The 20125-nt window shown below is 48.7% G+C and carries 18 protein-coding genes and 4 tRNA genes; 2 read left to right on the forward strand and 20 right to left on the reverse strand.

All coding sequences use genetic code 11. The annotated features are described in order from the left end of the window. Positions 1 to 241 precede the first annotated feature (241 nt). The 19 genes from rplL to BQ5453_RS01800 all read right to left on the reverse strand — a co-directional run bounded on the left by rplL (position 242) and on the right by BQ5453_RS01800 (position 11545). Positions 242 to 616: a 50S ribosomal protein L7/L12 gene (gene rplL, locus BQ5453_RS01730; protein ID WP_022101600.1), complete on the reverse strand. Its 375-nt coding sequence runs from the start codon at positions 614 to 616 to the stop codon at positions 242 to 244. A 76-nt stretch (positions 617 to 692) separates the two neighbouring features. Next, on the reverse strand, positions 693 to 1211 hold the full coding sequence (gene rplJ / locus BQ5453_RS01735) for a 50S ribosomal protein L10 (RefSeq protein ID WP_022101599.1): 519 nt from the start codon (positions 1209 to 1211) through the stop codon (positions 693 to 695). Positions 1212 to 1225: 14 nt separating this feature from the next. After that, a complete protein-coding gene (rplA, locus tag BQ5453_RS01740) occupies positions 1226 to 1924 on the reverse strand; it encodes a 50S ribosomal protein L1 (protein ID WP_071121880.1) in 699 nt (232 codons plus the stop codon). Between the two features lie 20 nt (positions 1925 to 1944). Next, on the reverse strand, positions 1945 to 2385 hold the full coding sequence (gene rplK, locus BQ5453_RS01745; RefSeq protein WP_022101597.1) for a 50S ribosomal protein L11: 441 nt from the start codon (positions 2383 to 2385) through the stop codon (positions 1945 to 1947). 69 nt (positions 2386 to 2454) lie between these two features. After that, entirely contained in the window at positions 2455 to 2994 is a 540-nt protein-coding gene (nusG, locus tag BQ5453_RS01750; protein ID WP_022101596.1) for a transcription termination/antitermination protein NusG, read from the reverse strand. Positions 2995 to 3000: 6 nt separating this feature from the next. After that, positions 3001 to 3195 (reverse strand): preprotein translocase subunit SecE, encoded by a 195-nt coding sequence (gene secE, locus BQ5453_RS13670; RefSeq protein WP_022101595.1) that lies wholly within the window; start codon positions 3193 to 3195, stop codon positions 3001 to 3003. Between the two features lie 15 nt (positions 3196 to 3210). Then, positions 3211 to 3283: transfer RNA gene (locus tag BQ5453_RS01755), tRNA-Trp, on the reverse strand. A gap of 69 nt (positions 3284 to 3352) precedes the next feature. Continuing rightward, the gene (tuf, locus tag BQ5453_RS01760; RefSeq protein WP_022101594.1) at positions 3353 to 4540 is read right to left on the reverse strand and encodes an elongation factor Tu; all 1188 of its coding nucleotides are present in this window, start codon (positions 4538 to 4540) and stop codon (positions 3353 to 3355) included. 70 nt (positions 4541 to 4610) lie between these two features. Then, positions 4611 to 4682 (reverse strand) — tRNA-Thr (locus tag BQ5453_RS01765). Positions 4683 to 4696: 14 nt separating this feature from the next. After that, positions 4697 to 4769, reverse strand: a tRNA-Gly gene (locus BQ5453_RS01770). Between the two features lie 17 nt (positions 4770 to 4786). Next, positions 4787 to 4869, reverse strand: a tRNA-Tyr gene (locus tag BQ5453_RS01775). A gap of 36 nt (positions 4870 to 4905) precedes the next feature. Further along, the gene (locus BQ5453_RS14275; RefSeq protein ID WP_154668728.1) at positions 4906 to 5055 is read right to left on the reverse strand and encodes a hypothetical protein; all 150 of its coding nucleotides are present in this window, start codon (positions 5053 to 5055) and stop codon (positions 4906 to 4908) included. Between the two features lie 6 nt (positions 5056 to 5061). Beyond that, a complete protein-coding gene (locus BQ5453_RS01780) occupies positions 5062 to 5463 on the reverse strand; it encodes a hypothetical protein (protein ID WP_071121881.1) in 402 nt (133 codons plus the stop codon). A gap of 12 nt (positions 5464 to 5475) precedes the next feature. Further along, positions 5476 to 5601 (reverse strand): hypothetical protein, encoded by a 126-nt coding sequence (locus tag BQ5453_RS14655; RefSeq protein WP_262503118.1) that lies wholly within the window; start codon positions 5599 to 5601, stop codon positions 5476 to 5478. A gap of 246 nt (positions 5602 to 5847) precedes the next feature. After that, entirely contained in the window at positions 5848 to 6069 is a 222-nt protein-coding gene (locus BQ5453_RS14005) for a hypothetical protein (protein WP_143033258.1), read from the reverse strand. Between the two features lie 427 nt (positions 6070 to 6496). Then, positions 6497 to 7372, reverse strand: coding sequence for a DUF4249 family protein (locus BQ5453_RS01785; protein WP_071121882.1), 876 nt, complete (start codon positions 7370 to 7372; stop codon positions 6497 to 6499). A 4-nt stretch (positions 7373 to 7376) separates the two neighbouring features. Next, positions 7377 to 9458 carry a TonB-dependent receptor plug domain-containing protein gene (locus BQ5453_RS14360; RefSeq protein ID WP_071121883.1) on the reverse strand — a complete coding sequence of 694 codons (2082 nt, stop codon included), beginning with the start codon at positions 9456 to 9458 and terminating at the stop codon, positions 7377 to 7379. 171 nt (positions 9459 to 9629) lie between these two features. Next, complete coding sequence (locus BQ5453_RS01795) at positions 9630 to 10997, reverse strand: hypothetical protein (protein ID WP_071121884.1); 1368 nt, start codon at positions 10995 to 10997, stop codon at positions 9630 to 9632. A gap of 215 nt (positions 10998 to 11212) precedes the next feature. Then, on the reverse strand, positions 11213 to 11545 hold the full coding sequence (locus BQ5453_RS01800; RefSeq protein ID WP_022101855.1) for a DUF3467 domain-containing protein: 333 nt from the start codon (positions 11543 to 11545) through the stop codon (positions 11213 to 11215). 332 nt (positions 11546 to 11877) lie between these two features. Between BQ5453_RS01800 and BQ5453_RS01805 the strand changes: the two genes are divergently transcribed. Both BQ5453_RS01805 and BQ5453_RS01810 read left to right on the forward strand, forming a co-directional pair. Beyond that, entirely contained in the window at positions 11878 to 13017 is a 1140-nt protein-coding gene (locus tag BQ5453_RS01805; protein WP_071121885.1) for an OmpA family protein, read from the forward strand. 292 nt (positions 13018 to 13309) lie between these two features. Continuing rightward, positions 13310 to 17737 (forward strand): glycoside hydrolase family 2 TIM barrel-domain containing protein, encoded by a 4428-nt coding sequence (locus tag BQ5453_RS01810; protein ID WP_071121886.1) that lies wholly within the window; start codon positions 13310 to 13312, stop codon positions 17735 to 17737. Positions 17738 to 18557: 820 nt separating this feature from the next. Here the strand turns inward: BQ5453_RS01810 and BQ5453_RS01820 are convergent. Then, positions 18558 to 20084 (reverse strand): hypothetical protein, encoded by a 1527-nt coding sequence (locus BQ5453_RS01820; RefSeq protein ID WP_071121888.1) that lies wholly within the window; start codon positions 20082 to 20084, stop codon positions 18558 to 18560. Between the last annotated feature and the right edge of the window lie 41 nt (positions 20085 to 20125).

The following is a 20125-nucleotide window of genomic DNA, read 5'->3' on the forward strand; positions in this document are numbered from 1 at the left end:
TTGAGATGAAAGAAATGTTACGAGATTGGGTTAGGAGGTCAAAGGGTTAGGGAGTTGATGCATCAAAAAATTTTAGCAAAGCGTAAAGCCCCGACGCATTAACTCGCTAAGCCAATAACCAACTACCCCTCAGCCTCATAAGCCAAGAGACGTGTCACATTTCGAAATGTATAGACACAAAAAGGTTATGAACCCTCTACCAGAAGATTCATAACCATAACCCTTGAAGGGAAATTTCTTATTAAGCGAGTTCAACCTCAGCACCAGCTTCTTCGAGAGCCTTCTTGAGTGCTTCAGCTTCTTCCTTAGCAACGCCTTCCTTAACCTTTGAAGGAGCGCCGTCAACGAGATCCTTTGCTTCCTTCAAGCCGAGGCCGCAGTGTTCCTTAACAGCCTTAACAACCTGAAGCTTAGCTGAACCTGCGCTCTTGAGAACAACGTCGAAAGAAGTCTTCTCTTCAGCAGCAGCACCACCAGCTGCGGGACCGGCAGCAACAGCAACAGCTGCAGCAGCGGGTTCGATTCCATACTCGTCCTTCAGGATAGTTGCCAACTCATTTACTTCCTTCACTGTCAAATTTACCAATTCTTCAGCGATAGCTTTGATATCTGCCATTTTCTTAAATGTATTTTTTTGTTTGTTTTCTTAGTTAATTGGGGTTACCCAGCCAGTTTAAGTTTACGCCGGGATTTTATTCGGGGCGTTCGCCCAAAGTCTTAAGCACACCGTGAATGGTCTGTCCGGCACCCGAAAGTGCAGAGATAACATTCTTGGCAGGTGACTGCAGCAAAGCAACAACCTCGGCAATAACCTCGTTCTTGCTCTTGATAGCGCAGAGTGTTTCGAGCTGGTCTGCACCAACATAGAAACCTTCCTCAGCGTAAGCACCCTTCAGCGTAGGCACACCTTCCTTGCCAGTTTCCTTAATCAACTTGGCAGGAACGTTAGCTGTATCGCAGAAGAACACTGCAGTAGTACCTTTCAAGCAACCATAAAGCGCAGAGTAATCTACGTCAGATGCTTCAAAAGCCTTGTGCAAAAGAGTATTCTTTACAACTACCATCTTGATGCCAGCACCAAAAGCCTTGCGGCGGAGAGCTGAAGTAGCTTCAGCATTCATGCCAGTCACATCAACGAGGTAGAAGTGTGCATATTCTTTAATCTGTTCACCGAGCTTCTCGATGATAATAGCTTTATCTTCCTTCTTCATGATTGTAATTCAGTTTAGATTTCTTCTACAGATTTAGGATCAATCTTGATACCCTTACTCATGGTAGAAGAAAGATAAATACTCTTCACATAAGTACCCTTAGCACTTGCGGGCTTCAGCTTGATAATAGTAGCCATAAATTCCTTGGCGTTACCAAAAATCTGCTCGGGAGAGAAAGAAGCCTTACCGATTGAAGTGTGTACGATACCACTCTTGTCAACCTTAAAGTCAATCTTACCCTGCTTAACCTCGCGGATAGCCTTGGCTACATCCATGGTAACCGTACCACTCTTGGGGTTAGGCATCAAGCCACGCGGACCGAGTACACGGCCCAGGGCACCAATTTTACCCATGATGGCAGGCATAGTGATGATAACATCGATGTCTGTCCAGCCACCCTTGATTTTCTCGATATATTCATCGAGACCTACATAGTCAGCGCCAGCTTCTTTAGCAGCAGCTTCAGCATCAGGCGTACAGAGGCAGAGCACACGTACAGTCTTACCAGTACCATTCGGCAGTGAAACAACACCGCGAACCATTTGGTTAGCCTTACGAGGGTCAACGCCCAAACGTACGTCAATATCGATTGAAGCATCAAACTTGGTAGTAGTGATTTCCTTTACCAAAGATGCAGCTTCTTTCAATGTGTAAGCCTTCCCTGCTTCAACTTTGTCAGCGACTAACTTCTGATTTTTTGTCAGTTTACTCATTGTTCAAATTTGAAGTTAAATTATTCACCAGGGAAGTCACCCTTAACTGTGATACCCATGCTGCGGGCAGTACCAGCTACCATACGCATTGCACTTTCAACTGTGAAGCAGTTTAAGTCGGGCATCTTGTCTTCTGCGATTGCCTTAACCTGATCCCAAGTAATCTCAGCGATCTTGGTACGGTTAGGAGCTGCAGAACCGCTCTTCTTCTTGGCTGCTTCCAGCAATTGAATTGCTACAGGAGGAGTCTTAACTACGAAAGAGAAAGACTTGTCATTAAAATAAGTAATGACAACTGGCAATACCTTACCAGCCTTGTCCTGAGTTCTGGCGTTGAACTGCTTGCAGAAATCCATGATGTTGATACCCTTTGAACCCAAAGCAGGGCCAACGGGAGGTGATGGATTTGCAGCGCCGCCCTTAATCTGTAATTTGATTAATCCAGCAACTTCTTTAGCCATTGTTGTTTATTAAAAATTAAAAAGTGACGAGGAATTCATTAAGAGAGAGTACGTAACATCACTCCCAGATTATTCCTTCTCAATCTGCATAAAACCGAGGTCCAGGCCCGTACTGCGACCGAACACCTTAACAGTGACAGTCACCTTCTTCTTCTCTTCGTCGATCTTTTCAATCACGCCAGAGAATCCGCTAAACGGTCCATCGACAACCTTTACACTTTCACCCACGATGTAAGGTATTTCAACCTCTTGAGGTTCGCTCTCGAGTTCGTCAACCTTACCGAGAATACGGTTAACCTCACTCTCACGAAGAGGAGTGGGATTATCCATACCACCGAGGAAGCCCAACACATTAGGCGTGTTACGCAACTCGTGTACGGTTTCACCAACCAATCTTGCCTCTACAAGAACATAGCCGGGAAGATACAGACGTTCCTTGATAACCTGTTTGTTACCGCGGAGTGCTTTAACCTTCTCGGTTGGAATGAGTACTTGCGAAACATGACCGCCAAGGCGGCCATTCTTAATTTCGGCATCAATGTACTCCTTTACCTTCATTTCTTTTCCGCTTACAGCACGCAAAACGTACCAAGCCATTTCTGCTGCCATTTCGAATTAAATTTGAGGATAGATAAGTTGCATGATTGACTCAAATACCGTATCCATGAGATACACCACAATTGCTATGATGATGGAAGCTGTTAGCACAACAATTGCGCTGTGAGTCAACTCCTTTCTCGTAGGCCAAGTGGTCTTATGAGATAACTCGTCGTATGAATCTTTGCAATATGCAATTACTTTCTGGAACATATATGTGTCGTTTAGCACGGGAAGAGAGGCTCGAACTCCCGACACCTGGTTTTGGAGACCAGTGCTCTACCAACTGAGCTATTCCCGTAGAATAGGCCTTGCCTCACTTGCGCAAGGCAAGAACCTATTATATTGTAATGATTAATCTACAAGAAGATTAGTCAAGGATTTCAGTGATCTGACCTGAACCTACTGTACGACCACCTTCACGGATAGCGAAGCGGAGACCTACGTTGATAGCTACAGCGTAGATGAGTTCTACAGAGATTTCTACGTTATCACCAGGCATTACCATTTCAGTGCCTTCGGGGAGGTGGATCTCACCGGTGCAGTCCATGGTACGGAGGTAGAACTGAGGACGATACTTGTTGCCGAACGGAGTGTGACGGCCACCTTCTTCCTTCTTCAATACGTAGATAGAAGCCTTGAACTTCTTGTGCGGAGTGATTACACCCGGGTGAGTGATAACCATACCACGCTTGATTTCAGACTTATCGATACCACGGAGGAGAAGACCTACGTTATCACCAGCTTCACCTTCGTCGAGGATCTTACGGAACATCTCAACGCCAGTTACAACTGACTTCTTATCTTCGCCAAGGCCAAGGATCTGAACTTCGTCACCAACCTTTACGACACCAGTTTCAACACGACCAGTAGCAACAGTACCACGACCAGTGATTGAGAATACGTCCTCAACAGGCATCAAGAAAGGCTTTTCTACGTCACGAACAGGTTCCTGAATCCAGTTATCAACAGCATTCATGAGCTCCATTACAGAATCTTCCCACTTAGCAACACCGTTCAAAGCACCGAGTGCAGAACCGCGGATGATAGGAGTATCCTCTTCGAAGTCATACTGTTCGAGGAGTTCGCGCATTTCCATTTCTACGAGCTCGAGCATTTCTTCGTCCTCAACCATATCGCACTTGTTCAAGAACACAACGAGGCGGGGAACGTTTACCTGACGAGCGAGAAGGATGTGCTCACGAGTCTGAGGCATAGGACCATCAGTAGCAGCAACTACGATGATAGCACCGTCCATCTGAGCAGCACCAGTTACCATGTTCTTTACGTAGTCGGCGTGACCCGGGCAGTCTACGTGAGCATAGTGACGCTTTTCTGTTTCATACTCGATGTGAGCAGTATTGATAGTAATACCACGTTCCTTTTCTTCAGGAGCGTTATCAATCTGATCGAATGACTTAACATCTTCGCCAGTACCAAGCTTCTCGTGGAGAACCTTAGAAATAGCGGCAGTCAAAGTAGTCTTACCGTGGTCAACGTGACCAATTGTACCGATGTTAACATGCGGTTTGGTACGTTCAAATTTCTCTTTAGCCATAGCTGTTTATTTTATTTGAATGAAATTCTTGTTCTTCAATCTTTAAGAAAAAAGATCTGTACAATAAGTGAGCTGTTAGCGAGACTTGAACTCGCGACCTCTTCCTTACCAAGGAAGTGCTCTACCGCTGAGCTATAACAGCAATAAAAAATTGTGAGCGGAAGACGGGGCTCAAACCCGCGACCCCCAGCTTGGAAGGCTAGTGCTCTATCAACTGAGCTACTTCCGCATACCCGTTTAAGGTTGTGGGCAAAGATGGATTCGAACCACCGAAGGCGTAAGCCAGCAGATTTACAGTCTGCCCCATTTGGCCACTCTGGTATTTGCCCGTATTCCCTTTTCTATCAGCACCATGCCCGCAAGCATTAGAGCAGATGTCTCTCGGAAACGGGTGCAAAGTTAGGCATTATTTCTTTCTCTCCAAACTTTTCCCCGTTTTTTTTCTCAAAAACGTACTTTTTCCTGATTTTGCCAATGCGTTGCCCAATTAAATGACAGAATTCGTCGTTTTTCATTATACGCTATGTGATGGTGCGTATTGAAAAATCAAAGCCCTTATCATGCTTGCGCCTCACGCAGTATAATATAGTCTTGCTGTTGTGCCGGCGCGGCACTTGCAGCTGCACTTCTGTCCAATACCGCGCACTGCACGCATTATTTAACCCCACAATGCGGTCCAAGTCATTGTTCCACACCATGCAGCCCCGTTTGTGTAGGTCAATTACCATGGTGTTGCGCACCAGTTTGCTCACAGGCACAAACCCTTTGTCCGCCTGGTCGCGCCGTTGCACTTCGGGCGTGCGGTCAAGTACATTATAGCGAATGTCGCACATCTCGTCCATAAGGGTGTTGGCTTGTGCCGTTAGACTGCAGTTCGTGATGTGGCCAGTTGTTTGTGGTGCGCAGTCAGTGTCATTGCGCATGCGTTTTTGCGGTTAGGGTGTTTCAGTGTTTTTACTTTGTGATTTCTGGCTATGCGCGATAACGTCTATCAGTTTGTCCACGCCACGTTTCACAATGGCATCGGCATAGCGCAGCATTCTGTTAAGCATTCGTTTCATGGTAGTCAATACAATTTGGTTTGATATAAAATTAAAGTGCTGCAAAGGTAACACCAAGGCATTGCACCCAACAAAAAAGTGTACAATTTGTACACAAATATTTGCTCCCTTCCCGTCTGCCTACTAGTAAAAGAGTGCGTGTGTTTTTACTGCCATCTTACACTTTTTGTGCGTAACGAGTTGATATACAGAGGTTTCATGAGTGTAAGATAATTTCAAAGTATCTTACACTCCCCTGCATACATCTTACACACCCCACCCCACCGTCGCGCAGTCGGTTTGGACGTATGCAGTAGATAATACGCCATAGGGACGTAGAAAAATCAGTCGGAGCAACAGACATTTCTGCTCCCCTATGCCGTAATATTCTCCTCCCGTGCTTGTGCCGTGTGGCTGTGTGCAGGTTGTGTAGGTTGAGTGTAGGTGGCGTTGGCAGTATCTTACACTAAGTAAAGTGTTGATAGTCAATGAGTTGCAACGTGTTAGTGTAAGATGCAAGATACTCGGTATGTAAAGTTTTTGTAGTATGGTAAGGGGTCCAAGTACAACTTTTTCGTCTTGCATCTTTTATAAATTATGCAGTTCGGTGAAACGTAAACACGCGAACGGACTCAAGCATCAAACGCAAGTACCAAACGCAAGCATCAAACGCTACCTCTAATGGGGGCGACGCGTCTCGCGTCGGGATTTGAGACAAAGGCTCACAGTCTGAAATGTAATTAGTGCTATTTGTAAGTCTTTATTTATTTTTCCGACGCGAGACGCGTCGCCCCCATTAGAGGTAGCGTTTGGTGGTGGCGTTTGGTGGTAGCGTTTAGTGATAGCGTTTGATGCTTGAGTCCGTTCATTACATTGGGCGTTCAGCCCGCACTCGCTAAATTCGAAACTCGAGTAGTTAATTCTCTACACACGGCTTTTTAGGTGGCTGTAAATAATATACCGAAGAGCCATAACCACACCAATAGCCAAGGCCTCCACTGACATTTCCACGCAGATTGCTATTGGTTGAGAAGAACGGACTGCCCGACAGCGACACATCGTCCTCAAAGCTATCCCAAAAAGCATAGGAGGGGCCATCTAACGTGGCGAACTTTATCTTCAGTGTATCTGAATACGAGAAAAACGGCGAGAAATGCCTATTATCAGGCCGATGCAGATTATAAACCGGAAGCGCCGAATGCGGGCTGATATTCTCGGGCTTATACAACCCCATATAGCACGACTTGTAATTCACATCACGACACTTGCTGATGCCGAAAAACTTATATCCCCCACCCTGCGGCAAATCCAGCTGCTGCGACACATGCGCCATCACCTGGTAGAGCGTATCATTTTCTAAGCATGGTGTCACAGTAAAGGAATCTACCACTGCCTTAGGCGGAATAGTAGTTACAGCCTCAGCATGATAGGGCGGACAGTCTACTGTCAATTTATAAGTGTGTCCGCTACGGCCCATAATACGCGTTGTGGTAAAGCCATACGGAGGTGTTTGATGTTTCATCACGCGCCCCGTCAGCACCACAGACTTCTCCTCGTCGCTCACAGTCACCGTAGCCCACTTTAGCACATGTTGCACAAGATCGACATCAGTAGTGTCACTGGTCGTAAACGGCAGACTGGTGGTTACGAATACCGTCGGAAAATCGCCATCATCAATCCAGCCCTCTACCACGAGCTGGGGTTGAGCCTGACTGTAAGGATCTTCCACACACGAGACTAAAGCTATCGCTGCCACCAGCAGGGGCAACGTCTTTTTACACAACACTACCATACGGCTAATATTTAATATAATAACTGAACGAAGGCAACGGATATTTGAGGAAACACACTGGAGCGAACCTAAAATTACCATCTCTGCGTATTCGCAGCCGATAGAACAATGGGTTATTAAAGCCGAAGGCATTAAACAGCGACACGTTAAAGCCATGCCTAAAGTGCCTCTGTCTTTTCTGCTTAAGATCCACATTTACAGCCATATCCACACGCTTGTACCACGGCAGATGGCACCCATTATGTTTACCATATTGTGCTACCACATAGCCATTCATTAAATAGAATTCGTTAGCTGACGTAAAGGGGGTGCCCGAAGCAAACACTGCCGAGCACGTAAAGGTCACACGCTTCAGTGCCTGCCAGGTGGCCACAAGGTTAAACTCATGTACTCTTTCATGATTTGCAGGATAAGAACTTCTTTCCCGCAACTCTGGGAATTTTCGTAAAGAGCGGCCAAAAGCATATCCCACCCAACCGGTTACAGGACCACTTTGACGTGTTAGTTGCACACCGAAGCCATAATTTAGGCCCCGACCCTGCAACAAGGACGTGTTAAGAGAATATGCCTCATTTATCAAGTCAAGCACATTATCCTTATATTCCTTTTGATGATGCAATCGTTTTACATAGGCATTCGCTGTAAATGCCCACGCATTATTTGGTGTCTGTCCATCATACAACAGAGACAGCCCCTCTGCACGCTGCGGTTTCAGTTCGCGCGACGCCGAAAACCAAAATTCTGTGGGCAATCCTAACGACGTAAACCCTGTTTGCTGCACATACTGATTGACCACCGACAGCTGCACGCCCAAGCGATGCTGCGGAGCCGCCTGCCACGACAGCGTCAGCATAGGCGAAATTGAGAACCAGCTCTTTTGGTCTACATCACGATAGTAAGTCACGCGTCCCTCTGGTTTCAGCACCCATTGCCCATCATGCCAGCCATATTGCCAACCTGCATAGACGTTTGCCTCATGAGCCACGCCTTTTTCCTGTCTGTCTGTCTCTATCTGCGTGTAGGTACTTTCTATTTGCGGCGACTGCGGCAGTATTTGATACAAGCTGTACGAGCCTCCTATTTGCCATGAGTTACAGTTCCACTCTGCTTGATAGCCATACTGACGAATATGCGAGGGCAAAGACATCTTCTGGCCTGCTTGACGCAATCTGAAATCATTCTGATACCCCGAGGCCACCAGTCTCTGCGTCAGTTGCCACGATTTGTCCATCACCCTCCAAGAGGCCTCAGCAGCATAATTCAACCAGTTTAGTCGCACGTGCATAAGATGTGCACCTTCTGTATACGAGGCTCTGTCTTGCCCGAAATAAGCATTTAAGTCAAACCTGTGCCGCATCGAAGGCCTGTAACTCAGCGTTACATTATAATCGCCAAAACTGTACCGCAGTGGCGAGCCGTCAAAATCAAGCCACTTGCCATAAAGCAAGTTCATGTACGCCTGACGGGCCGAAGCCACAAACAGCAATTTGCCATTAGGCCGCACACGTATCGTGCCTTGCGACGACATCGGACCTACATTCAACTCTGCCCCCTCCACTTTCCTTTCGCGTTGCGCCAGGCTGTCCACGCCACCATCTTTTATTGCAAATGGACGCATCTGCACCACCCCACCCAGTCTGTTAGGTTGGGCAGCGCCAGCAAGTGCCGTAAAATCCAGCGTCTCAAAATGACTCGCATTGAACGCAGAGAATATGCCCAACAGATGCGAGGGGTTAAACACTGTGGCACCTCCCATCATAAAAGCATTTTGCCCCATATCGCAACCTTGCACATGCAATCCGGCATCATACTCTGTCGAAGTTTGCACCGTAGGCAGGCTCTGCACATACCGCAAGGGGTCTGCATTACCTAAAATTTGGGGCAAAGTTTGCAACCGCTTCATCTCCCAATGTATGCGTCCCGCCGAGCTTCCACGCAAAGGCGAACGGTTTCTCCATGCCGTCACCGACGCCTCTCCCGCTATATCTACCTGACGTAGCGAGTCAACATGCTGAGCATGCACAACCATACTTGTATGCACGCCCAACAACAGCACATATATATAATAAGGTATAAACTTCAACATAGCACTTTAGCCAAGCCACACACTTAGCAGCGTTGTCAACTTGATGGTTGACGGTTTGTCATTGGCTTTATGGGCAAACCCATCAGCCACTACACCCTTAGATAACAAAAAGCAGGAACCGATTTCGCACTCTGGCCAAACCAGTTCCTGCTATTTATATCAGATACTCATTTAATATTCGAACTTCTTGCCCAGTTTCTCGTAACCTCTGAGCAGGCTCTCAAAGGTATCTATCACAGATCTGAAAGATGTTTCATCGAAATAGTCCTCAAAACTTATGCCATACGAACTGTTATCATTGAAATAGATAGCTGGCTCAAAGTCCCAATAGTCTTCGTAATAATCCGATTCCTTAAACACTTCCAACTTGACAGAGGCCTGTTCCACCTTGGTTCCGTCGTAGTACACCTTGCAATCTAACAAGCTGTTAGCCTGTGCTATACAACTTTCAAATTTACGCTGGTTCTCGCAGTTATCGTAAGCTTCTTCTATCCAGCGATTAAAATCCATAGCGTTTGCACAAGTGGCCTTTATCTGCATTTTGCCCATCACGTCTACGCTGACATTCACCGAGCCCACTTTCTGCACATCATCATTAGTCAGTTTAAGGCCTGCGCCACTGGCTTCAAACGAAATGAGTGTCACATTGCCTTTTTTCATGCAGCCTTTTACAGCCACCTTACCCTCTTGTGCAGAGTAGCCCGCACGGTCTATTATCCAAGAGTAGTCGTTCACACTGGTTGTTGTGCTTACATCTACGCCATCGCGGCTCAGGTCATATTCCGGGCCGTTAAACTTGCTGTGGTCTATTTTTGTCACAGAGTTCACACGGGTCACACCATCTTGCGTTAGCGTTACTATCACGCGCTCTGGCACATTTACATAGTATTTATACTTATCCACGTACTCTGTGCCAGTACCCGTACTGCTATCGTAAACATAGTCTTTGTAATCTTCGTCGTCCGTAATATAGGCCTTCTTAACGCTGCCCTCCTGTTTTACCGACAGCACACATTGCTTACCGTCTTGGTCCGTAAATATAAACTGCAAGTCATTGGCCTCTGCGCGAGTCCACTTATTTGCACCCGCAGTAAAATGTCCCTTAAAGTCTGAAAGTACAATCAGTCGGTTGTAGTATTTACAGTCCTGCAACCACCCATATTCATCCCTTACTTTTTTTTGGGTCACAAACTTCGTCATACCCTTAAGCACCGTGTCAAACCAGTTCGTTACAACGCTATGGTCAAAACGGTCATTATCCACATAATGATTGTAGATATAGCTCGACAGGTCTGCCAAGCCATTAAAGTCACTTGAGGGAACCTGTGCCATAAAGCCTTTAGCTATCGCCTCAAGCTTTTGCTTCTGTTCATGGCTCGTCAACGGGTTTTGGGCCGACGGTTCGTGGGGCACATCTGCGTCATCACCACCGCCTCCAGGAATTTCTTCAGGGTCATCATCTCCACACGAGGTAAAGGTCACGGCTGGCGCAGCCAATACCAGGCTTGCTGCCAACATGTAAATAAAATGCTTCTTCATAGCTAATATTGTTAGGGGTTGTTCTAATCGCGGCATTATTTGCACACTTTATTCGCAAAGTTAAACATCTTTTTTGACGCACGCAACCCTCTTTCTGCGCACGAATGCATAAGTGGCACAAAACAGTGCATAAGTGGCAAAATTTAAGGTCTGCAGAAATCACTTTCTGCAGACCTTGTTATTGAGATAACTTCAAACTGAAGATATCGGGGCTATTATGCGTTACCCTCGGGCACACCAAACGGAGTGGCTGTGCGGCCACCCTGGGGAGCCTCAGCTGCACCAGGAAGGTTAATAGGGCCAAAAGCCTTCTCATACTTCTGGATATTGTCCTGAAGAGCAAAGAGCAAGCGCTTTGCGTGTTCGGGAGCCAAAATGATGCGGCTCTTTACGTTTGCCTTGGGCACGCCAGGCAATACGCGAATGAAATCCATTACAACCTCAGCGCTCGAATGAGTGATAATTGCCAGGTTTGCATAAATGCCTTCAGCCACTTCGGGAGTGAGCTCAATCTTCAACTGTCCGTCGTTCTGTTCTTGATTTTCCATGGGGAATAATTCGTTTATGGTGTTATTATATATTTATTATATGCGTATATCAAGTCTGCAAGATGCCCTGCAAACCTCTTTCGCAGCACAAATATAGGCCCAACCATCGGATTAACCAAAGAAAATGGGCGTTTTTTCCGTTTTATCATGCCATTTGCGCGTTTTATCATTGCAATCATTAGCAATTTGTTAAAAGAATACTTAATTTTGCACACAGAAAAACAAAGAGTGACAAAATCCCTAACAACCAACAAGTCCTGCGGTTGTCACAATTATGGTTGCCACAAATAGACTTTGTAAACTATTTATCAATTCATTTATAATACAACAAAATGAAAAAGTTTTTTACTATCATCGCTTTGGGCGCAACTGTACTTACAGCTGGTGCTCAGAAATCTGTACAAGGTGCAGGTTTCTTTGACAATTGGTCAGTAGGTCTCGTTGGCGGCGGCATTCTCCCCACCACTCACACCTCATTCGACAAGTTCCGCGCCACTTATGGTGTTGAACTCACAAAGCAAATCACTCCAGTGTTCGCTCTCGGTGGCCAGTTCCTTGCCAACAACAACACAACCGCCAGCCGCACAGTGTTTGACCAGTCTAATCTCAGCCTCCTCGGCAAGGTTAACTTCTCAAACCTTTTCTGTGGTTACAACGGCCAGCCCCGCTTGTTCGAGGTTGAAGGTGTTGTAGGCGCAGGTTGGGGTCACGACTACATCAACAAGAGCTATGGCGATGACGCCAACTACTTCACTTCTAAGTTCGGCTTCAACTTCAACTTCAACGTTGGCGAGAAGAAGGCTTGGACCATCGCTATCAAGCCCTCTATCGTTTACAACATGGAGGCTGACCGCAAGCAGAGCTACAACGCTTACAACGTTAACAACAGTGCCATCGAGCTCCTCGCCGGTGTAACTTACCACTTCAAGAACAAGAACAACGGCAAGAACTACATGACCCTCGTTAAGGCATACGACCAGGCCGAAGTTGACGGTTTGAACGCAAAGGTTAACGACCTCCGCGCTCAGGTTAACGACAAGGACGCTCAGCTTGCCAAACTCGCTGCCGACAACCGCGACCTCCAGCAGAAGCTCAATGATTGCCGCAACCAGAAGCCCGCTGTTCAGACTATAACTAAGAACTCTGCTTCACTCGAGCAAACCGTTACATTCCGTCAGGGCAAGAGCACTGTCGACGCTTCTCAGCTCCCCAACGTTGAGCGCGTTGCTACATTCTTGAAGAACCACAAGAACAGCACCGTTGACATCAAGGGTTACGCTTCACCCGAAGGTAGCGCCGAAATCAACGCCAAGATTGCCAAGGCCCGTGCCGAAGCTGTTAAGTCTATCCTCGTTAACAAGTACAAGATTGCTGCCAGCCGCATCAACGCCGAAGGCCAGGGTGTAGGCAACATGTTCTCAGAGGACGATTGGAACCGCGTAAGCATCTGCACCATCAACGAGTCTAAGTAAGTAAATACCTAAGTCCTACATAACGGACTTTCAATTACAAACTAACAGGAGATGAACACCATGCCTCATGGTGTTTACCTCCTGTTTTTTGTTGTTGTTTTGCAACACCCCATACACAAGCCAAAAGAGCAATATAACCTACTAAAACTGTTATATTTCACACAAAAAGCCTTCTTTACGCACAGAACAAGCAACAAAAGTTGTGCCATTAGCAGAATGTAAGTATATTTGCACTAACATTATCTAAACCATGTAACACCTAACATATAAATCATAAAACTACAAATCAACAATGAATCACTTACACTTCAAGCGCAGCGTATGGCTCGTATGCTTGTTCAGCCTGTTGGCAGGCTTTGCCCATGCCATCGACATCAACAAGCCCGGTGTTGTGTACCGCATTGTCAACAAGTCTAACGGCCAGGCCGTGACCAATGGCAATCAAAGTGCACACGACACTTACCTCAGCACCGCTGCTATCGACAACAATTCTGAAGGACAGGATTGGATGATTGTACCCGTATCCGCAGCCGACGGCATCTATGCCTTCTACAATCCACACTGCGACATGGGTATTGACATGGCACCGAGTGCTACAATTCATTGGCGCGTGCTGCAATGGGACGCCAAGTTTACAGACGCCAACCAGCAGTTCCTTATCAAGGAGGTGGGCACCGACGAGTTCCAATTCCTCAACACCAACGGCACGCGTGTTATGACGCGCCGCGACAACGGCGACATCTACATGGACGAGGACCTCACCGCGGCCAACAGCTACTTCACGCTGCAAGCCACCGACAAGGTCATCAACACCCCCATCAAGGGCTACACCTACCTGCTCCGCAACAAAAAAACAGGCTGGGTGCTCAGCAACAATGAGAGCCGCAACTCTACAGATCCCATCTGCACCGAGCCCTACAAAGAGGGGCAGTACGGACAACACTGGCAATATCGTAATGTAGAATACAAAAGTGGCAAGGACACCAAATACGCCGCTGTGTTATACAACGAGAAATACAAATATGCCATTGATGCAGCCATTAACACCACAAAGGTTCCTCTGCAATATGCTCTCAATGGCAGCAACCCCAACCAGCAAGTTAGTTTCGTACCCGTCGAGGGTCAGGAGGGTGTATACCGCATAGCTTACACCGCCAATAACACAACCTACTACATGGCGGCCAACAGCAAAGGCGACACCAAAATGGTGGAGGACGCCAACGACGAAACTACCTACTTCACGCTCGAATACACCGACGCCTACGTGCCCGTCTACAACGATTGGGAAAACCCCAAGGTGTTTGCAGTCAACAAGGAAGAAGGTCACGCCGCCTACCTGCCATATGCCAACACCGAGGCACTGCGTGCCGACAAAGCACGTTACGACAAGCCTTGGCTCGACCCTGCAGACAACAGTCGCTGGCTCTCGCTCAACGGCACATGGAAGATTAACTTTGTAAAGAACCCCGCCGACCGACCGGGCGAAACCGACTTCTATGGCAACAGCGTAGACGTGTCGGCATGGGACAATATCGAAGTGCCCTCATGCGTTGAAATGAAGGGCTACGGCGACCCCTGGTACGTTAACGTTGAATATCCATTCTTCGACAACCCGCCTTACATCGAAATGAAGGGCAACCTCTACAACTCTGTAAGTTCACTCCGTCGCAATTTCACCCTGCCTGAGGGTTGGAACAACAAGCGCATCTTCCTCCACTTCGATGGTATCTACAGCGGAGCCTACGTATGGGTTAACGGCCAAAAGGTTGGCTACACCCAAGGCTCTAACAACGATGCCGAATTTGACATCACCTCATACGTACATGAGGGCGACAACAACCTCAGCGTACAGGTGTTCCGTTTCACCGACGGCTCATACCTCGAAGGCCAAGACTGCTGGCACATGAGCGGCATTCACCGCGATGTTTACCTCTTTGCCACGCCCAAGACCTACCTGCGCGACCACTACATCACCAGCACACTCGATGCTGGCAGCAACTACAAGAGCGGCAGCATGAATGTGGAGCTGACCATGACCAACAAGGAGCGTGAAGCCACCAACAAGCAGGTACGCGTGCGCCTTATCAATCCGGCAGGCACACAAATAGCCGAAAAGAGTGTCGACTTTGCCTTCACAGCCAATGGCGACAGCACCATGGTAAAAAATGTTACCCTCGACGGCCTTACCGACCTGCAACTTTGGTCGGCCGAAACCCCCAACCTCTACACCGTAGAGTTGGCACAGCTCAATGCTGATGGCACCGAAGAAGAAGCCTTTGCCACCAAGTACGGCTTCCGCCACATCGAAATTCCCGACAACGACCACCGCGTCTACATCAACGGTCAGCAAGTATACTTCAAGGGTGTCAACACCCAAGACACCCACCCCACCCGCGGCCGCAGCATCGACGTGCCCACTATGATTAAGGACATCACCTTGATGAAGCAGGCCAATGTCAACACCGTACGCACCAGCCACTACCCCCGTCAGGCCAAAATGAACGCCATGTTCGACTACTATGGCATCTACGTCATGGACGAGGCCGACATCGAGTGTCACAAGAACTGGAGCGACCACGGCACAGGCTACAACAGTGGCACATCAACTGGCATTTCGGCTGACGACAGCTGGAAAGCTGCCTACCTCGACCGCGCGGGCCGCATGGTATTGCGCGACCGCAACTTCCCCTCTGTCATCTTCTGGAGCCTCGGCAACGAGAGCGGCTACGGCAGCAACCATGTGGCTGAGTTCAAACTCATGAAGCGACTCGACAACCGCATCATTCATTACGAAGGTGCCACTAACGCCGGCAAGAACGACGTAACAGAACTCTGGAGCCAGATGTACCCTTCTATCGAAGGCGCATCAAAACCCATCAAAAGCGAAGCTAACAGCAACTGGGCTGCACAGCCCTACTTCATGTGCGAGTACGACCACGCCATGGGCAACTCTTTGGGCAACCTCCAGGAGTACTGGAACGTGATTGAATCAAGCAAATACGGTATCGGTGGCTGCGTTTGGGACTGGGTTGACCAGGCTATCGTCTCAGCCGACGACATCAAGGCAGGCAACCTCACCCAAAATGGTTTCAACAAGTACCGCACAGGCTACGACTGGCCCGACGCACCCCACCAAGGCAATTTCGTAAACAATGGTATTATCGGTGCCGACCGCGCATGGAGCGCCAAGCTCGACGAACTGAAAAAGGTGTACCAGTACATCAAGTTCACTTACAATGCCGGCAACAACTCTGTAGCACTTAACAACTGCTATGACTTTACCACACTCGGCAGCGGTTATACCCTTAACGCTCAGATATTGGTTGATGGCAAACAAGTGGCCAAGGGTTCAACCACTCTGCCCACCATTGCACCTGCCAAATCACTCGAGGTGGCCGTACCTGTCAACTACGACTTGGCTGAAGCCAAGGCACAAGGCAAGGAGGTTCTGCTCAACATTGAGGTAACACGCGATGCCGCTACTGACTATGCCGACGCCGGCTACGCCATCGCCTCTGCACAATTCACCTTGGCCGAACGTGCCGCGCTGCCCGCAGTCAGCACTACGGGTGCCAGCAAGCTCACACTTGCCAGCAAGAACGGCAGCACCACCATCAGCAATGACAAGGTGACAATGACCTTCTACAACAACAACGGCAATGTGGCCGAATGGATACAGAACGGCATCAAGGTTAAGAAAGACGCCAAGTTCCCCGACTACGAAAATTACCGTTGGATTGAGAATGACGCGCCCTATGGTAGCGACCCAGTATACACTCAGGGCAACTGCGTCACATCACGCTCCGCTGCCTTTGCCATTGCTAACGATGGCATGAGCGCTACAGCCACTGTAAGCGCCAAGGGCACACTGGCCAACTTTACCTACACATACACCATCTATGCCGATGGTACAGTTGACCTCAACACACAATATGAGCCTACACAGCCCTCTACCGCTCTTGAACGCGCCATTCGCCGTCTTGGTGTACAGATACCCTTCTCTGGCGAATTTGGCAATGTGACTTACTACGCCCGCGGTCCGCTCGAAAACTACAACGACCGCTGCACAGGTTCGTACCTCGGACAGTACACCACCACCGTGTGGGACATGAACGAGTACTATCTGCGTCCGCAGTCAATGGGCAACCGCATGGATTTGCGTAAGCTGGCACTGGCCGACGACAAGGGCAACACCATTTATGTTGAGACCGAGGGCAACGTGGCCTTCTCTACCCTCTACTGGACAGACCAGGAACTCAAGGCCAAGAGCCACAACTGGGAACTCACCATCGACGACGAACCCGCCAACCGCACCATCTACGCCCACTTCGACTGTGCACAGCGTGGTGTTGGTTCTGGCAGCTGCGGTCCCGACGTGCTCAGCAAATATTGTGCGCCCACCAGAGGCACACAGAGCTGCATACTGCGTTTCACCACTGCTGATGCTTCTATCACGGCCATCAGCCCTGCAGTTCAAAGCACCGATGCACTGAAGGTAAGCCACAATGCTCAAACCGTCAGCATCAGCGGCAGCATCGAGGCCGGCACCACTGCCACCCTCTACAACATAGGCGGCATCAGCCTCGGCACCGTCAAGGCCTCAGCACCTGCCACACAGCTCAGCCTAAGCATTGCTGGCCAGCCCACTGGCTCATACCTGCTGCAGATTGACGCCCCCAACGGCCACCGCGTACACAAGTTGTTCCACGTGGCGCAGTAAGCAGCCTGGCTGCCTGCAAACTCTGAACCATCAGGCTCAACTCTGAGCCTTACATATCCAACGCATCCCACCCGTCCCACTGCGGACGAGTGGGGTGCGTTTTTTAATTACGCCATTCTGCAATAGCCCCAAGCACCATACGCTAACACCAAACGCTAATACCAAACGCAAGCACTAAACGCAAGCACTAAACGCTAATACCAAACACAAAACGCTACCTCTAAACGAAAGCACTAAACGCTAATACCAAACGCTAACACTAAACGCTACCTCTAATGGGGGCGACGCGTCCCGCGTCGGGATCAAGGCAAAGGCTCACAAACAGTAGTGTAATTGGCAGTGTCTACGAGCCTTTATTTCGTGTATGAACATTGCATTTTTCCCGACGCGAGACGCGTCGCCCCCATTAGAGGTAGCGTTTGGTGCTTGCGTGTGGTGTTAGCGTTTAGTGTTAGCGTTTCAAACAACTTAAAGTCCCCCATAACGGTCTCTCTATCAAGTCTATTATGAATACGCCCTACCCGAAAGGGCATAAGCCCAATAGGCACATCATAAGCGTTAGCTAAAACCATAACGCATAACTAAGGCAGGCAATTACCCACGTAGGTAATTGCCTGCCTTAATTATATATAACCCTGGTGCATGGCCAAGGGCTGTTGTTAAGCCGTGTTATAAGGAGCTGGTGCATGAAAGCGGTGACGTGTTCCCCATTACTTCATGCCGTACAAGCGTACACATTAAAATGCCTGACTATTCAACTACATATCCTCCTGACAATATAATGTGCACCATGCAAGGCACCAAACGGCTGTTTTACTTATCAATAATCCGTATTCTCAGGGTCGAAGTTGGTCCAACCGGCCGTCCAGTTGTCAGCACCAAAGGCACCGATAAAGTTCACTTTGTCAAACCACGTTGAGGTAATGCCGTTAAATGAGCCGGCAGTCATCAAAGGCGATGCAGCAGTTGGCAGAATGTTCAATCCGGTCAAGCCTGCCAAAGGTTGCAACAGCCAGCTGTCGGTGGTGGCATCGGCACGGTTGCCCGTTTGCTGCAAGAACCATGTGCTTGAGAATGAAGGTTTGCTCTCGTCCACAATAGGCTTTTTGTTGGCGTCGTAACCCGTTACGAGATTGTCCTTGTACAGTTTGTTGGCATCAGAACCCGTGATGGTCATATCGGCAAACCACACATTCTGCAATTTGAAACCACCATTGCGGGCCTGCTGCTGCGTGTCACCCTTTTCGCCATCGATTATGACGCCGATGGGCCAGCCCATGGCCACAGAGTTAATGCAGTTAAGACGCGAGCCGCGACGTATCTGCATGGCCGACTGGAACAAACCAAGGGCCGAGCCATTGCTGGGGAAGAGGTCGCCGGCATTGATGTAGCTGCTGGTATTGGCAAAGTTGGCGTCCGTAGCCTTCGGACCCACAAAGGTCATGTTGCTGAACACGGCCGAGGTGTAAGGTGATGCGGTTGAACCACTGGCGTCGTTGTCGCTCTCAAAACCGTTGCTCTGGCTGCCGTCGGCTATGCGCGAGTCGCGCACTGACAGGCCGTACTGCACATGGCCAGAGAAGCCGTTGTCTGTATCAAAATCGTCGTCCCAACCACGATAAGCTATCAAATTCTTACAGTTGACAGTACCGCCAAACCACTCGAAGGAGTCGTCGTTAGAGTAAGATACCTGCACGTGGTCAATCTTCGTGCCATCGCCCACTGAGCCTAATGTCACGCCATTGATTTCCTTATCCTTTTCAAACGGATAGCCAGCAAATTCTACACGCACATAGCTCAGCACGCCCGAGTTGTCGTGGGCATCGTTGCCACCATGCTTGGTGCGCGGGCCACCCTCGATTTGCGCCTCGCCGGCATTGTGCGGAGCTTTGCCACAGAGTATCAAGCCACCCCAGTCGCCAGGACGGCGCTGGCCTTTGGCCTCTTCAGATGTAAACACAATAGGTGCCGTTTCGGTGCCCTGAGCAATGAGTTTGCCGCCACGCTCTACAATGAGAGCAGCCATGGTTTGCTTGTCGCCCTTGATAATGGTACCAGGCTCAATGGTAAGTTCTGAGCCAGCTGCCACGTACACCCAACCCTTGAGCAGATAAGTGCCCTTTTTGAGCGTTTGCTTGCCTTTGAACACAAACTCGTTGTCGCCATTGCCAATCTGCGTGCCGTTTTCAAACAGCAGATTGTCGCAAGCCTTGAGTCCGCCGTCCTCGCTCCAGTTGTAGCTGGGGGTAGATTTTTCGGGAGTGTTGTCATCGCTGCACGCCGTGAAAGTCGTTGTAGCGGCAATGCCCATCATAAGGGCCAAAACTGATAATGTGTGTTTGCACATAAAACTTTTAATGTGTAAAAAGAAATGGTTTGTCTTTTAAT

The sequence above is a fragment of the Prevotellamassilia timonensis genome (assembly GCF_900106785.1).
Lineage (GTDB): Bacteria > Bacteroidota > Bacteroidia > Bacteroidales > Bacteroidaceae > Alloprevotella > Alloprevotella timonensis.

Excerpts from the sequence above, each read along its gene's own strand:
- BQ5453_RS01780 (WP_071121881.1), bottom strand. The coding sequence starts at position 5,463 with ATGCGCAATGACACTGACTGCGCACCACAAACAACTGGCCACATCACG.
- BQ5453_RS01800 (WP_022101855.1), bottom strand. The coding sequence starts at position 11,545 with ATGGAAAATCAAGAACAGAACGACGGACAGTTGAAGATTGAGCTCACT.
- BQ5453_RS01810 (WP_071121886.1), top strand. The coding sequence starts at position 13,310 with ATGAATCACTTACACTTCAAGCGCAGCGTATGGCTCGTATGCTTGTTC.
- secE (WP_022101595.1), bottom strand. The coding sequence starts at position 3,195 with ATGTTCCAGAAAGTAATTGCATATTGCAAAGATTCATACGACGAGTTA.
- rplA (WP_071121880.1), bottom strand. The coding sequence starts at position 1,924 with ATGAGTAAACTGACAAAAAATCAGAAGTTAGTCGCTGACAAAGTTGAA.
- tuf (WP_022101594.1), bottom strand. The coding sequence starts at position 4,540 with ATGGCTAAAGAGAAATTTGAACGTACCAAACCGCATGTTAACATCGGT.
- nusG (WP_022101596.1), bottom strand. The coding sequence starts at position 2,994 with ATGGCAGCAGAAATGGCTTGGTACGTTTTGCGTGCTGTAAGCGGAAAA.
- rplK (WP_022101597.1), bottom strand. The coding sequence starts at position 2,385 with ATGGCTAAAGAAGTTGCTGGATTAATCAAATTACAGATTAAGGGCGGC.
- BQ5453_RS01785 (WP_071121882.1), bottom strand. The coding sequence starts at position 7,372 with ATGGTAGTGTTGTGTAAAAAGACGTTGCCCCTGCTGGTGGCAGCGATA.
- BQ5453_RS01820 (WP_071121888.1), bottom strand. The coding sequence starts at position 20,084 with ATGTGCAAACACACATTATCAGTTTTGGCCCTTATGATGGGCATTGCC.
- BQ5453_RS14655 (WP_262503118.1), bottom strand. The coding sequence starts at position 5,601 with ATGAAACGAATGCTTAACAGAATGCTGCGCTATGCCGATGCCATTGTG.
- BQ5453_RS01805 (WP_071121885.1), top strand. The coding sequence starts at position 11,878 with ATGAAAAAGTTTTTTACTATCATCGCTTTGGGCGCAACTGTACTTACA.
- BQ5453_RS01795 (WP_071121884.1), bottom strand. The coding sequence starts at position 10,997 with ATGAAGAAGCATTTTATTTACATGTTGGCAGCAAGCCTGGTATTGGCT.
- rplJ (WP_022101599.1), bottom strand. The coding sequence starts at position 1,211 with ATGAAGAAGGAAGATAAAGCTATTATCATCGAGAAGCTCGGTGAACAG.
- BQ5453_RS14360 (WP_071121883.1), bottom strand. The coding sequence starts at position 9,458 with ATGTTGAAGTTTATACCTTATTATATATATGTGCTGTTGTTGGGCGTG.
- rplL (WP_022101600.1), bottom strand. The coding sequence starts at position 616 with ATGGCAGATATCAAAGCTATCGCTGAAGAATTGGTAAATTTGACAGTG.
- BQ5453_RS14275 (WP_154668728.1), bottom strand. The coding sequence starts at position 5,055 with ATGAAAAACGACGAATTCTGTCATTTAATTGGGCAACGCATTGGCAAA.